This window comes from Rhodococcus sp. p52, from assembly GCF_000763325.2.
GTDB lineage: Bacteria > Actinomycetota > Actinomycetes > Mycobacteriales > Mycobacteriaceae > Rhodococcus > Rhodococcus pyridinivorans.
On sequence record NZ_CP016819.1, the window covers coordinates 797,533 to 810,140 of the forward strand.

At 67.7% G+C, this 12,608-nt stretch carries 13 protein-coding genes; 4 read left to right on the top strand and 9 right to left on the bottom strand.

Annotated elements, in window-relative coordinates; translation table 11 throughout:
- The first annotated feature begins 5 nt into the window (after window positions 1–5).
- Window positions 6–1,127, top strand: coding sequence for a PQQ-dependent sugar dehydrogenase (locus tag IM25_RS03485; RefSeq protein WP_033096327.1), 1,122 nt, complete (start codon window positions 6–8; stop codon window positions 1,125–1,127).
- A gap of 3 nt (window positions 1,128–1,130) precedes the next feature.
- Here IM25_RS03485 and IM25_RS03490 read toward each other — a convergent pair whose 3' ends face one another.
- The 3 genes from IM25_RS03490 to IM25_RS03500 are packed head-to-tail and all read right to left on the bottom strand — an operon-like array spanning window position 1,131 to window position 3,536.
- Window positions 1,131–1,583: a MaoC family dehydratase gene (locus IM25_RS03490; protein ID WP_019290842.1), complete on the bottom strand. Its 453-nt coding sequence runs from the start codon at window positions 1,581–1,583 to the stop codon at window positions 1,131–1,133.
- Between the two features lie 28 nt (window positions 1,584–1,611).
- Complete coding sequence (locus IM25_RS03495) at window positions 1,612–2,358, bottom strand: GntR family transcriptional regulator (RefSeq protein WP_065995749.1); 747 nt, start codon at window positions 2,356–2,358, stop codon at window positions 1,612–1,614.
- A gap of 26 nt (window positions 2,359–2,384) precedes the next feature.
- Entirely contained in the window at window positions 2,385–3,536 is a 1,152-nt protein-coding gene (locus IM25_RS03500; protein WP_019290840.1) for an acyl-CoA dehydrogenase family protein, read from the bottom strand.
- 211 nt (window positions 3,537–3,747) lie between these two features.
- On the opposite strand from IM25_RS03500, the gene IM25_RS03505 reads away from it, so the two are divergent.
- Window positions 3,748–4,623, top strand: a complete 876-nt coding sequence (locus IM25_RS03505) for an HpcH/HpaI aldolase/citrate lyase family protein (protein ID WP_006553713.1) — start codon at window positions 3,748–3,750, stop codon at window positions 4,621–4,623.
- Window positions 4,624–4,628: 5 nt separating this feature from the next.
- A complete protein-coding gene (locus IM25_RS03510) occupies window positions 4,629–5,648 on the top strand; it encodes a MaoC family dehydratase (RefSeq protein WP_065995750.1) in 1,020 nt (339 codons plus the stop codon).
- Window positions 5,649–5,717: 69 nt separating this feature from the next.
- Here the strand turns inward: IM25_RS03510 and IM25_RS03515 are convergent, their stop codons facing one another.
- The 4 genes from IM25_RS03515 to IM25_RS03530 form a co-directional block, all read right to left on the bottom strand.
- The gene (locus tag IM25_RS03515) at window positions 5,718–5,900 is read right to left on the bottom strand and encodes a hypothetical protein (protein WP_232333389.1); all 183 of its coding nucleotides are present in this window, start codon (window positions 5,898–5,900) and stop codon (window positions 5,718–5,720) included.
- A gap of 129 nt (window positions 5,901–6,029) precedes the next feature.
- On the bottom strand, window positions 6,030–7,100 hold the full coding sequence (locus IM25_RS03520) for a 2-oxoacid:ferredoxin oxidoreductase subunit beta (protein WP_006553715.1): 1,071 nt from the start codon (window positions 7,098–7,100) through the stop codon (window positions 6,030–6,032).
- Window positions 7,097–9,031 (bottom strand): 2-oxoacid:acceptor oxidoreductase subunit alpha, encoded by a 1,935-nt coding sequence (locus IM25_RS03525; protein WP_065995751.1) that lies wholly within the window; start codon window positions 9,029–9,031, stop codon window positions 7,097–7,099. Before IM25_RS03525 ends, IM25_RS03520 begins: the two co-directional genes overlap by 4 nt.
- A 130-nt stretch (window positions 9,032–9,161) precedes the next feature.
- Window positions 9,162–9,875, bottom strand: coding sequence for a dienelactone hydrolase family protein (locus IM25_RS03530; RefSeq protein ID WP_065996460.1), 714 nt, complete (start codon window positions 9,873–9,875; stop codon window positions 9,162–9,164).
- 212 nt (window positions 9,876–10,087) lie between these two features.
- Here IM25_RS03530 and IM25_RS03535 point away from each other — a divergent pair, with 212 nt between their 5' ends.
- Window positions 10,088–10,780 carry an SDR family NAD(P)-dependent oxidoreductase gene (locus IM25_RS03535; RefSeq protein ID WP_065995752.1) on the top strand — a complete coding sequence of 231 codons (693 nt, stop codon included), beginning with the start codon at window positions 10,088–10,090 and terminating at the stop codon, window positions 10,778–10,780.
- A gap of 5 nt (window positions 10,781–10,785) precedes the next feature.
- Here the strand turns inward: IM25_RS03535 and IM25_RS03540 are convergent, their stop codons facing one another.
- Window positions 10,786–11,061, bottom strand: a complete 276-nt coding sequence (locus IM25_RS03540; protein ID WP_269466034.1) for a WhiB family transcriptional regulator — start codon at window positions 11,059–11,061, stop codon at window positions 10,786–10,788.
- Window positions 11,062–11,276: 215 nt separating this feature from the next.
- On the bottom strand, window positions 11,277–12,497 hold the full coding sequence (locus IM25_RS03545) for a CaiB/BaiF CoA transferase family protein (RefSeq protein ID WP_019290835.1): 1,221 nt from the start codon (window positions 12,495–12,497) through the stop codon (window positions 11,277–11,279).
- Window positions 12,498–12,608 lie beyond the last annotated feature (111 nt).

Consider the following 12,608-nt stretch of genomic DNA (forward strand, 5'->3'; position numbering starts at 1 on the left):
GACCCATGTCGCGGACACTTCTCGCCGGCTTGGCCGCCGCAGCAACAGCCGTGTACCTCGGGGCATGTGCGTCCCCGTCGAGTCCGTCCGTCGAGGAGGGTCCCGCCGGGGTGAGCCGTACCGTCACCGAGCCCTCGACGCCCGGGACAGGTACTCCGCGCGTGACCGGCACCGTCGCGTCCGGTCTCGACACTCCGTGGGGAGTTGCTTTTCTTCCCGGTGGTTCTGCACTGGTGACCGAGCGCAACACCGGCCGGATCGTCGAGATCACCGACGGCGAGGTCCGCGAGGTCGGTCGCGTCGGAGAGACCCTCGCGCAGGGCGAATCGGGACTGCTGGGAATCGCGGTGTCGCCGACCTTCGACACCGACCGCTTCGTGTACCTGTACGTGACAACCGGCAGCGACAACCGGGTCCTCCGAGCCGTTTTCGACGGCACCACGCTCGCCGAACCGGAGGTGATCCTCGACGGTATCCCGGCCGGACGGATCCACGACGGCGGGCGGATGATCTTCGGTCCCGACGGGATGCTGTACGTCGCGACCGGCGAGGCGGGCGAGCGCGAACTCGCCCAGGATCCGGAATCACTCGGCGGCAAGATTCTTCGCATCACCGGCGACGGCGAACCCGCGCCCGACAACCCAGATCCGGCGTCGCCGGTGTACTCGCTCGGTCACCGCAACGTGCAGGGACTCGCATTCGACGACCGGGGACGGTTGTGGGCGTCGGAGTTCGGGCAGAACGACGTCGACGAGCTGAATCTCGTGACGGCCGGTGCGAACTACGGCTGGCCCGTGACCGAAGGGGCCGGGGGCTCCGGCGAATTCGTCGATCCGGTCCTCACCTGGCCGGTCTCGCAGGCGTCGCCGTCGGGCCTGGCATGGTTCGACGGCAGCCTGTGGATGGCAGGCCTGCGCGGAGAACGCCTCTGGCGCATCGATATCCCGGATACTGATGTGCAGGACACCGCAGTCACCGCGACCGACTTCTTCGTCGGCGAGTACGGACGATTGCGGACCGTCGTCGCCGCGCCGGACGGCTCACTGTGGCTGACGACGTCCAATCGGGACGGTCGCGGCAGCCCGACCGACGACGACGACCGCATCCTCCGGATCGAGATCTCCTGACGATCAGGGGACGAGAACGACCACCGTCTCGGCGACCAGTGCCGGACGCGCTCCACCCTCGATCTCGATGGTGTATCCGACGACGAGGTTCGCACCCTTGGCGGTGCGCTCGAGCGATGTGAACTCGGCGCCGGCACGGATCCGCGAGCCGACGGGGACCGGCGCGGGATAGCGAACCTTGTTGCTGCCGTAGTTGACCTTCATCTTCAGGCCCTCGAGGGAGAAGATCTGGGTGCCGAGCACCGGCAGCAGCGACAGGGTCAGGTAACCGTGGGCGATGGTCTTGCCGTACGGGCCGTCCTTCGCACGCTCGGGGTCGACGTGGATCCACTGGTGATCACCGGTGGCCTCGGCGAACAGGTCGATGCGCTTCTGGTCGATCTCGAGCCAATCGCTGTAGCCGAGGTGCTCGCCGACGGCCTTCTCGACCTCGTCGATTCCGTTGAGAACCCGCATTGTTGCTCCTGTCGATGTGCGGCGACGGTCAGAGACCGGCTCGCCTGAGGGGGACGCGATAGGTGTAGTGCTCGGGCAGAAAGTAACTCACCGACAACTCGGTGGGCACGCCATCGTCGTTCGAGTACAACCGGTCGACGCGCAGCAAGGGATGTCCTACTTCACAATTCAGTTCGGTCGCCACCTGTTCGGTGGCGAGCGCGACCGTGATGGACTGTGCGGCTTCGACGATGGGACTGTCGAGATGGGGTTCGAGCAGGCCGATCATCGTGTTCCGGCTGGACGCACCCGCTTGGAGCTCCGGCGAGTCGAGTACGTGCGCGGCGACGGGTTCGGGCAGATGAACGGTGGTGAGTACGAAGGGGATTCCGTCGTGCAGACGCTTGAAGACCGCGGTGTACAGCACGTCGGTGTCGAGGCGGAGCCGGCTCGCCGCATCGATGTCGACCCCGCGCCGCAACGGCGAGACGATCTGCATGACCGTGTCGGCCGACAGAGCGAGCAGATCCTCGATCGAGCCGAGCTGGCGCCGATAACGCCGGCCCGACTCGTTCGCGAAGGTGCCGCGGCCGGGAACACGGTAGACGATGCCGTCGGCCACGAGATCCTGGAAGGCGCGACGCACCGTCTGCCGGCTCACGCCGTGTTCCTCGGCGAGTTCGGCCTCGGTGGGCAGCCGCGTGCCGTCGCTGTACCGTCCCGCCTCGACGGCCTCCCGGAGCTGGCGCGCGAGTTGCGCGTAGGCCGGTTCCGTTTCCCGCACCTTGTAGTCCATGACGGACCGATCCTAGCGGCCGGTCGTCACAGTCCGCCGCGTGCTACGAGCTGGCTCGCGATGACGTTGCGCTGGATCTCGTTGGTGCCCTCGCCGACGATCATCAGCGGCGCGTCGCGGAAGTAGCGCTCGACGTCGTACTCGGTGGAGTAGCCGTAGCCGCCGTGGATGCGCACCGCGTTCAGGGCGATCTCCATCGCGATCTCCGAGCAGTACAGCTTGGCCATACCGGCTTCCATGTCGCAGCGCTCGCCGCTGTCGTACTTCTCCGCCGCGTAGCGCGCCAGCTGCCGGGCCGCGGTGAGCTTGGTGGCCATCTCCGCCAGGTAGTTGCCGATGGACTGGTGCTTCCAGATCGGCTGACCGAAGCTCTCGCGCTGCTGCGCGTAGGCGAGGGAATCCTCGAGTGCAGCGGTCGCGACACCGAGGGCGCGGGAGGCGACCTGCAGACGGCCGGTCTCGAGGCCCTTCATCATGTGGGCGAAGCCCTTGCCGGGCTCGCCGCCGAGGATCGCGTCGGCGGAGATGCGGTAGCCATCGAAGCTCAGCTCGCACGACTCGACGCCCTTGTAACCCAGCTTGGGCAGGTCGCGTGAGACGGTCAGGCCCGGGCCGTGCTCGACGAGCACGACGGAGATGCCCTTGTGGCGCGGCTGCGCGGTGGGGTCGGTCTTGCACAGCAGCGCGATCAGCCCCGAGCGACGCGCGTTGGTGATCCACGTCTTGGCACCGTTGATGACCAGCTCGTCGCCGTCACGCTTGGCGGTCGTCGTCATCGCTTGCAGGTCGGAGCCGCCGCCGGGCTCGGTCAGCGCCATCGTCGCCCGGATCTCACCGGTGGCGAGCTTGGGCAGATACTTGCTCTTCTGCTCCTCGGTGCCGAACAGGGTCAGCAGCTTGGCGACGACGGTGTGCCCGCCCATCGCACCCGACAGCGACATCCATCCGCGGGCGAGTTCCTCGGTGACCTGGACGTAGCAGGGCATCGACACCGGCGAGCCGCCGTACTCCTCGGGCACGGCGAGCCCGTAGATGCCGATCTGCTTCATCTGCTCGATCCACTTCTCGGGGTACTCGTTGGCGTGCTCGACCTCCTGCACCGACGGCTTGACCTCCCGATCGATGAAGTCGCGGACGGTCTCGACCAGAAAAGTCTCTTCGTCGTTCAGGTAGGTCACGGGGCATCCTTCGTTGGGGACGGGCCACACGGACCCGGCAACTTTGTACGGCCATTTTGTGGACCGAGTTCGGACGTTGTCAATGCAAAAACCGTCATTCGAAGGCGTGATTGCAGAGTTTTCGACGATACGAACGACTGCACCTTCCTATGAGCACACCTCTCCGTGGGGTGGCATACCGCCAACAATGGCCGTACATTTAGCGCCGTCATTGCCGACCGAACTCCCCGAGGTCCCCGTGTCTTCCGAGCAACACCTCCGCCGGCGCGCCGTTCTCGTCGCCCCCGGCTCCGACGAACGCAAAGCCGGTAAGGCCCTCGCCTCCGCCGTCGACGAGGTCGTCCTCGACCTCGAGGACGCCGTCACCGCCGCCCAGAAGGACGCCGCCCGCGAACTCGTGGCTCCCCTGGTCCGCGAACACGGCGCCGCACGCACCGTCTCCGTGCGCATCAACGGACGCGGCACGCCCTGGTTCGAGGACGACCTGCGCACGTGCGCCGCACTCGGCGACGCCCTCGCCTCGATCGTGATCCCCAAGGTCGAGAGCGCCGACGACCTCGTCGAGGCCGACCGCATCCTCGGCGATTCGACCGTCCCGGTGCAGGCCCTCATCGAGACCCCCGCCGGCGTGCAGCGCATCGACGAGATCGTCGCCGGGCCCCGGGTTGCCGGCGTGATCATCGGCTACGCCGACCTCGGCGCCTCCCTGGGCCGCGCTCGCACCGCCGCGCCCGAGCACTGGCTCTACGTGCAGGACCGCGTGCTGCACGCCGCCCGCGCTGCGGGTGTCCAGGCGATCGACGGCCCGTTCCTCGGCATCGCCGACGACGACGCCTTCCGTCACTCGGTGCAGTGGGTGTCCGATCTCGGATTCGACGGCAAGTGGGTCATCCACCCCGCGCAGATCACCTCTGCCGCAGCGGCCTTCACTCCCACCGACGATCAGGTCGACGCCGCCCGCAAGGTTCTCGCCGCGCTCGAGGAAGCCGAGAACCGCGGCGCCGGAGCCGCCCAGCTCGACGGGCAGATGCTCGACGAGGCCGTCGCCGTCGCCGCCCGCCGCACCCTGTCGAAGATCGGAGCCTGAAAGCCATGACCACCTCGTACGTCGGCGGACCCTATTTCGACGAACTGACCGTCGGCCAGGTCTTCGACCCCGCCCCCGCCGTGACGCTCACCGACGGCCTCGCCGCCGCGCACCAGAGCATTCTCGGTGACCGCCTGCGTCTTCCGCTCGACAAGCACCTCTCGGCCGCCGTCGCGGGTGGGCCGGTCGCGCACGCCGGTTTCGTCACCGACATCGCGATCGGGCAGTCCACGCTCGTCACGCACCACGTCAAGGCCAACCTCTTCTACCGCGGCCTGCGTTTCCGCCGCTTCCCGCACATCGGCGACACCCTCTACACCACCACCGAAGTCGTGGGACTGAAGGAGAATTCGGCGAAGCCCGGACGCAGGCCCACCGGTCTCGCGGCGTTGCGCATGAACACGGTCGATCAGGACGGCAACACCGTCCTCGATTTCTACCGCTGCGCGATGCTGCCGCTGAGCGAGAACCCCGACCCCGACCGCGTCGTGCACTCCGACGACCTCTCGGCCATCGGACCGCAGGACGAACCGCAGTGGTCCGCGCCCGCCGACTGGGATCTGGATGTCTACCGGTCGAAGGTGCCGGGCGAGCACTTCGACAAGTCCCTCGCCGGTGCCGTGCTGCAGTCCAGCGGCGATGTCGTCTCGAGCGCACCGGAACTCGCGCGCCTGAGCCTCAACATCGCGGCGACGCACCACGACGAGCGGGTCGGCGCGTCGGGTCGTCTCGTGTACGGCGGCCACACCATCGGCCTGGCCTTCTCGCAGGCGACGCGCGCGCTGCCGAATCTCGTGACGGTGCTGGGTTGGAAGTCGTGCGACCACACCGGTCCAGTGCAGGAGGGCGACACCCTCACCAGCGACCTGCACGTCGAATCCGCCGAGCCCCTCGCCGAGGGCGGTGGCGTGCTGAACCTGCGGTCGGTCGTCCACGCGCACCGCGGCGGTGCCGCGAATGGCAACCGCGGCGGTGCCGAGCCGGCGCCCGTGCTGGATTGGCGGTTCACCGCACTCATGGCCTGACAGCCCCTGCCGAAACCGACGTTGTGCGCGAAATCGTTTGGGAAATCGCGAACAATGTCGGTTTCGTCGTTATGCGTCGACTCGTTTGACGAGACGGATGGCGCCGAGCGGGTCGAGCATCTCGGGGTGCGACTGCCTGGCCCGTTGTTCGGGAGTGCTGCCGTGCCGTTCGGCGATCCGGAACAGCCGCGCGTACTCACGATGGGCGCGTTCGCGACGCGGATCGGGTGGGGTGAAACCTTCCTCGGACATGATCCCAGGACGGCGCGTGAGCAAGTTGTTGTCAACAAATTGTTCACACATACCCGATCCGCAACGACTTCGACCATCCGCCACAGCAATTGCGGCGGCGAATAGCCAGGACGGTAGCGGATACGGGCATCAGGGCACGGTCCACGTGTTGTCGCCCCGCAGCAACTGCTGCAGGTCGGCGGTGCCGGACTCCCGCGCGGTCCGCACCCGAGCGCGCTCCGCGTCGTCGTAGGTCGTCCGCCCGACCTGCCGCACGATCCCCGTGACGACGTAACGGAGGTCCTGGTCCGACAGCCGCGACAGCGCGTACGCGTATTCGGGGTCGTCGGTGTGCGCGTCGTGCACGACGATGTCGGCGGCGTCCACCTCGGAGCGTTGCGCCACACGCAGACCGAAACCCTTTCGGACGACGCACCGCTCGTCGTCGACGCCGAAGATGATCGGTTCGCCGTGCCGCAGCGGGATCAGGTGCGACGGCGCTTCGTCCTTGCGCAACACGTCGAACGAGCCGTCGTTGAAGATCGGGCAGTCCTGCAGGATCTCGACGAAGGCCGCACCGCGATGGTGTGCCGCCGCGCGCAGGACCTCCGTCAGTCCGGCGCGATCGGAGTCGAGAGCACGTGCGACGAAGGACGCCTCGGCGCCGAGCGCGAGCGACAGGGTGTTGAACGGCGCGTCGACCGACCCACCGGGTGAGGACTTGGTGACCTTGCCGACCTCCGAGGTCGGCGAGTACTGCCCCTTGGTCAGGCCGTAGATCCGGTTGTTGAACAACAGGATCCGCATGTTCACGTTGCGACGCAGGGCGTGGACGAGATGGTTGCCGCCGATCGACAGGGCGTCGCCGTCGCCGGTCACGACCCACACCGACAGATCCGGACGCGTCACCGCCAGACCGGTCGCGAGTGTCGGGGCGCGTCCGTGGATCGAGTGCACACCGTAGGTGTCGAGATAGTAGGGGAAGCGCGACGAGCATCCGATACCGGAGACGAACACGAGATTCTCACGCCGGACACCCAATTCGGGCAGCAGGCTGCGGACCGTCGCGAGGATGACGTAGTCGCCGCAACCCGGACACCACCGCACTTCCTGGTCGGACGTGAAGTCCTTCGCCTTCTGCGGGTCGTCCGTCCGGGGCACACCGTCGAGTGCGTCGGTGTGCGGGCGGAGTCCGAGATCGTGGCCGAGGAGTCCGGTCATGCTCGTGCCCTCTCTGCTGTCGGGTCGAGTTTCGTCGACGAGGCGACCGCGGCCGGCGTCCGGGATCGTTCGGTGTCGGCGAGTGTTCCGGCGAACTCGGCTTCGATGGCGTCGTGGAGTTCGTCGGCGCGGAACGCCATGCCGGATACCTTCGTCACCGGCTGGATGTCGGCATCGAACCGCGACCGCAGCAGGAAGGACAGCTGACCGAGGTTCATCTCCGGGACCAGCACGCGCCGGTAGCGGCCGAGCACGTCGCCGAGATTCTTCGGCATCGGCGCCAGGTGCCGGAGGTGCGCGCGGGCGACGACATGCCCCGCTCGCCGGGCGCGACGCACGGCCTCCCCGATCGGCCCGTACGACGAACCCCAGCCGAGCACGAGCACCTCGGCGTCGCCGGTGGGGTCGTCGACGTCGAGATCCGGGACGTCGATGCCGGCCACCCGCGCGACCCGCAGTCGGGTCATCAGCTCGTGGTTGGTGTGGTGGTACGAGATGTCGCCGGTGCCGTCGGCCTTCTCGAGTCCGCCGATCCGATGCTCGCGACCTGCGGTGCCGGGTATCGCCCAGTCGCGCGCGAGGGTGTCGGCGTGGCGGGCGGAGGGCAGGTAGCCGGGATCGTCGTCACCCGGCGACGCGGCGAAGCGCGGATCGATGCGGGGCAGGTCGTCGATGTCGGGGATCCGCCACGGTTCGGATCCGTTGGCGATCGCACCGTCGGACAACAGCATGACCGGGGTGCGGTAGGTGATGGCGATGCGCGCGGCTTCGAGTGCGGCGTCGAAGCAGTCGGCGGGTGACTGCGGAGCGACGATCGCGACGGGCGATTCGCCGTTGCGGCCGAACATCGCCTGCATCAGGTCGGCCTGTTCGGTCTTCGTCGGAAGGCCCGTGGACGGTCCACCACGCTGGACGTCGACGACGATCAGCGGCAGTTCGGTCATCACCGCCAGACCGATGGCCTCGGATTGCAGGGCGATTCCCGGACCCGACGTGCTCGTGACCCCGAGCGCGCCACCGTAGGACGCGCCGATCGCGGCGCCGATACCCGCGATCTCGTCCTCGGCTTGGAAGGTGTGCACTCCGAAGCGTCCGAGTCTGCTCAGTTCGTGGAGGATGTCGGAGGCCGGCGTGATCGGGTAGGTGCCGAGGAAGACGTCCATCCCCGCCGCGCGACCCGCCGCGACGAGACCGTAGGCGAGGGCGGTGTTGCCGGTGATCTGCCGGTACGTCCCGGGTGGCAGTGCCGCGCGGGCCACCTCGTAGGTTGCGGCGAACGCCTCGGTGGTCTCGCCGTAGTTCCAGCCGGCGCGCAGGGCGAGGACGTTCGCGTGCGCGATGTCGGGTTTCGACGTGAACTTGCGCTCGAGGAACGTCTCGACCGGCGCGATCGGCCTCCCGTACATCCACGACAGGAGACCGAGCGCGAACATGTTCTTCGAGCGCTGCGCGTCCTTCTTGCCCACACCGGCGGGGTCGACGGCTCCGGCGGTGAGGGGGCTCATCGGCAGGGCGTGGACGGTCAGATGCTGCACGGCGTCGGTACCGAGCGGATCGGCGTCGTAGCCCGCTTTGCTCAGGTTCCGTTTGGTGAACTCGTCGCTGTTCACGATGACGGTGCCGCCTCGGGGCAGGTCGCCGACGTTGGCCTTGAAGGCCGCCGGGTTCATCGCGACCAGCACGTCGGGCCGGTCGCCGGCGGTGAGGATGTCGTGGTCGGCGATCTGGATCTGGAAGCTCGAGACCCCGGGAAGAGTGCCCTGAGGTGCGCGGATCTCGGCGGGGAAGTTGGGTTGTGTGGCAAGGTCGTTGCCGAAGGCCGCCGCCTCGGCGGTGAACCTGTCACCGGCGAGTTGCATGCCGTCGCCGGAGTCGCCGGCGATGCGGATGACGACCTGTTCGAGTTTCGCGCTCGACGCCATGCGCTCCATCGTGGCCCTCACGCGCGCATGTGCAACCGTTTCTCCCGAAAAATTCTGCTCATCCGCTACAAGATCGGCTTTCTGCTACAGCAATTGCCGGCAATCACCGCAGCGGAAAGCCAACTTTGTAGCGAACGCGTCAGGAGCGGACGGTGTCGCCGATGAAGCTCAACGCCTGGGGCCACGACACGGCGTAGGCGTCGGCGTTGACGGGATTGCCGTGCCGGTCGCGGGAGGAGAAACCGTGTTCGGCGCCCGGGTAGACGTGGGTGATGGTCGCGCCGGTCTCGCGCTGTTGCAGCGTCGCCTGCAGGTTCGCGAAGGTCTCGGCGCTCATGATCGTGTCGGCGCCGGCGTGCAGCACCATGACGGGTGCAGCGACGCGACCTGCCTGTTCGACGGCGTCGATCGTGTGGTTCGGGGCGGGCGGCACCGCGATCGACGGGGGGTAGGCCACGACGTTCGCGACCCGCGTGTCGCGGGCGCCGAGGATCAGGGCGAGGCGTCCGCCGAGGCACCATCCGATCACGCCGACCTTCTCCAGGCGCAGCTCACCGAAGGCATGGTCGAGCAGGGTCGCCATCTCCGCGAGGCACTTCTCGTCGTCGAGGCCCCGCATCAACTCCACGAGTTCCTCGCGCGAGGTGTCGTCGGCGCTCGGTCCGTGCCAGGGATCCCAGACGAGCGCGGTCACACCGGTTCCGGCGATGTCGTGCGCGTACTCGCGGACCTGGGCGTCGATGCCGGTGATCATGGGCAGCAGCAGCATTCCTCCGGTGGCACCGCCGAGCGGCCTGGCCAGATAGGCGCGCAGACCTCCGATGTGAACGAATTCTGCCTCGATGTCGGTCATCGACCGTCCTTCCACTTTGCGTCGTTTGTTCGTCATGATCTTCGTACGAAGTCGTTCAGCGGGCAGCACATCCACCCGTCACTGCAGCTCAGGGGCCGTCCGTCCCACCCACCAGAAAAGAACATCATTTCCGATCTGCGGTATCGTTCCTCTCGCGCACCGACGTACGGTTGGAGCACGGCAGACGGCTCGCTCGAAAGGGATACCGGCAGATGGCTCGCACCGTATTGGTCAGTGGTGGCACCGGCGGCCTCGGCAGCGCCGTGACGAAACATCTCCTCGACACCGGATGGCGGGTCGTGGTGCCGTGGCTGGTCCGTGACGAGCTCGAGCGCGTGGGCATGCATCCGAACCTCCAACTCGTCCAGGCCGACGTCTCCGACGAGCAACAACTCGAGGACGCCCTGAACCTGGCGTGCGACGACCCCGACGCTCCCCTCTTCGGCGTCGTCAATCTTGTCGGCGGCTTCACCTCCGGACCTCGGGTGCACGAGACTCCGATCGAGGTCCTCGACTCCCAGCTCGATCTCAACCTGCGCACCGCCTATTCCGTCAGCCAGGCGGCGCTGCCCCACCTGATCCGCCGCGGCGGTGGATCGATCGTCTGCATCTCCACCGCCGCGACGCTCAACCCCTTCCCGGGCGGCGCCCCCTACATCGCTTCCAAGGCTGCGGTGTCGGCGCTGGTCGAGACGATGGCGCTCGAGTACCGCGACGACCACATCCGCGTCAACGCGCTGCTGCCCGTCGTCATCGACACCCCGGCCACCCGCGCCGCGATGCCCGACGCCGACACGAGCCGCTGGTCGAAGCCGGCCGACATCGCGAAGGTCATCGAGTTCCTGATCTCCGATGCGGGCGCCTCCGTCACCGGTGGCCTGATCCCCGTCACCAATGTCGGCTGACAGCGTCAGACCGACTGGAGGCGACCGAGTTTCATCGCACGTTCGAACGCTCGCCGTTCGGCGTAGTTCATGCCGCCCCACACGCCGTGCGTCTCTCCGGTGCGCACGGCGTGCACTCGGCACGCGTCGATCACCGGACAGGAGCGACAGCCCTCCTTCGCCTGCCGCTCGGCCCGGAGCACCGCACCACGGCCGTCCTCGGGCTGAGGGAAGAACATCGACGTGTCCACCCCGCGGCACCGCGCCGCGACCACCCAGTCACGGTCGCCGGATCCGTACATCGCCGCCTCCTTGCCCATCGGGTCATCGCGGACCCGCACTCGTCGAACGAGTGTTTGTACGGCCATTTTTCGGTACCCGGCGGGGATCGTCAATCCTTGAGCAGCGCGGATCCATCAGAATCGACGATGGCAGTCGCTTCGGATACCTATAAGCACCGGAAGCTATGGCCGCACATTTGGCGAGCGGGCGAGGCCGAGCGGACCAGCGGGGCGGATCAGCCGACGATGCCGGCCTTCTTCAGGCCCGCGATCTGCTCGTCGGTGAGCCCGAGAGCGGCGAGCACCGTGTCGGTGTGCTGACCGAGCCCCGGCACCGCGCCCATCGGCAGTTCGACGTCGCGGAAGTTCATCGGCGGCAGGATGCCACGCACCGTCCCCGCCTCGGTCTGCACCTCACGCCAGCGATCGCGCGTCGAGAGCTGGGGGTGCTCGATGAGCCCGCGCAGATCCCGCAGCTGCGCGGCGGGCACACCGGCGTCGGCGAGCTTGCCGTCGAGCTCCGCACTGGTGAATTGCTTGGTGGCCTGCCCGACCAGCGCATCGACGTCCTCGCGGCGACGCACCCGCTCGAGATTGGTGGCGTAGCGCGGATCATCGCCCAGTTCGGGCATGCCGAGCACATCGGTGAGCGTGCGCCAGCCCCGATCGTTCTGCACGCCGATGAGGATCTCGCCGTCCGAGGTGGGGTATTTGTCGTACGGCGCGATCGACGTGTGCGACAGACCCATCCGCGGCACCTGCCGCCCCTGATACATCTGCAGGTACATCGGATAACCGAGCCATTCGGCGGTCGCGTCGAACATCGACACGTCGATCGTCGCGCCGACGCCCGTGCGGTGCCGGCGCAACAGCGCCGCCTGGATGGAGGTGAGCGCATACATGCCCGCGGCGATGTCCGAGGTGGGGATGCCCGTCTTCACCGCAGTCTCGGGCGTGCCGGTGATCGAGCACAGGCCGGTCTCGGACTGCACGAGCATGTCGTAGGCCTTGCGGTCGCGCATCGGTCCGTCGGTGCCGTAACCGGACATGTTGACCACCACCAGTTCCGGGTGGTCGGCACGCAGGTCGTCGGCACCGAGTCCGAGACGCTCCACCGCGCCGGGAGCGAGATTCTGCAAGAAGACGTCCGCACCGCGGATCAGCGCCTTCACCGCATCGATTCCCTCGGGAGCCTTGAGATCCACCGCGAACGATTCCTTGCCGCGATTGAGCCAGACGAAGTGTGCGGCCAGGCCGTGCACGGCACCGTCGTAGGCGCGCGCGAAGTCGCCGTCGCCGACGCGTTCGACCTTGACGACACGGGCTCCGAGGTCTGCGAGATGGCGCGTCGCGAGGGGCGCGGCGACCGCCTGTTCGAGGCTCACCACAGTGATGCCCTCCAGCGGCAGGCCGGCAGAAACCTCCACCTCGGTCCGATCGGTTCGGTCGCTCGTCACCTGATGTCCTTTCGCGTTCGCGGTTCCCCCATCCGGCGTCGCTGCATGTCTACCAGGACGAACACGGACTCCCCAGTAATACCTCTGCGGTATCGATTCGGGTCCTATTGG

Bases quoted from the DNA above. Each gene is read 5' to 3' on its own strand.
- IM25_RS03520 (WP_006553715.1), bottom strand. From the start codon at position 7,100: ATGACCGGACTCCTCGGCCACGATCTCGGACTCCGCCCGCACACCGAC.
- IM25_RS03515 (WP_232333389.1), bottom strand. From the start codon at position 5,900: ATGTCCGAGGAAGGTTTCACCCCACCCGATCCGCGTCGCGAACGCGCC.
- IM25_RS03525 (WP_065995751.1), bottom strand. From the start codon at position 9,031: ATGGAGCGCATGGCGTCGAGCGCGAAACTCGAACAGGTCGTCATCCGC.
- IM25_RS03510 (WP_065995750.1), top strand. From the start codon at position 4,629: ATGACCACCTCGTACGTCGGCGGACCCTATTTCGACGAACTGACCGTC.
- IM25_RS03490 (WP_019290842.1), bottom strand. From the start codon at position 1,583: ATGCGGGTTCTCAACGGAATCGACGAGGTCGAGAAGGCCGTCGGCGAG.
- IM25_RS03540 (WP_269466034.1), bottom strand. From the start codon at position 11,061: ATGTACGGATCCGGCGACCGTGACTGGGTGGTCGCGGCGCGGTGCCGC.
- IM25_RS03530 (WP_065996460.1), bottom strand. From the start codon at position 9,875: ATGACCGACATCGAGGCAGAATTCGTTCACATCGGAGGTCTGCGCGCC.
- IM25_RS03535 (WP_065995752.1), top strand. From the start codon at position 10,088: ATGGCTCGCACCGTATTGGTCAGTGGTGGCACCGGCGGCCTCGGCAGC.
- IM25_RS03485 (WP_033096327.1), top strand. From the start codon at position 6: ATGTCGCGGACACTTCTCGCCGGCTTGGCCGCCGCAGCAACAGCCGTG.
- IM25_RS03495 (WP_065995749.1), bottom strand. From the start codon at position 2,358: ATGGACTACAAGGTGCGGGAAACGGAACCGGCCTACGCGCAACTCGCG.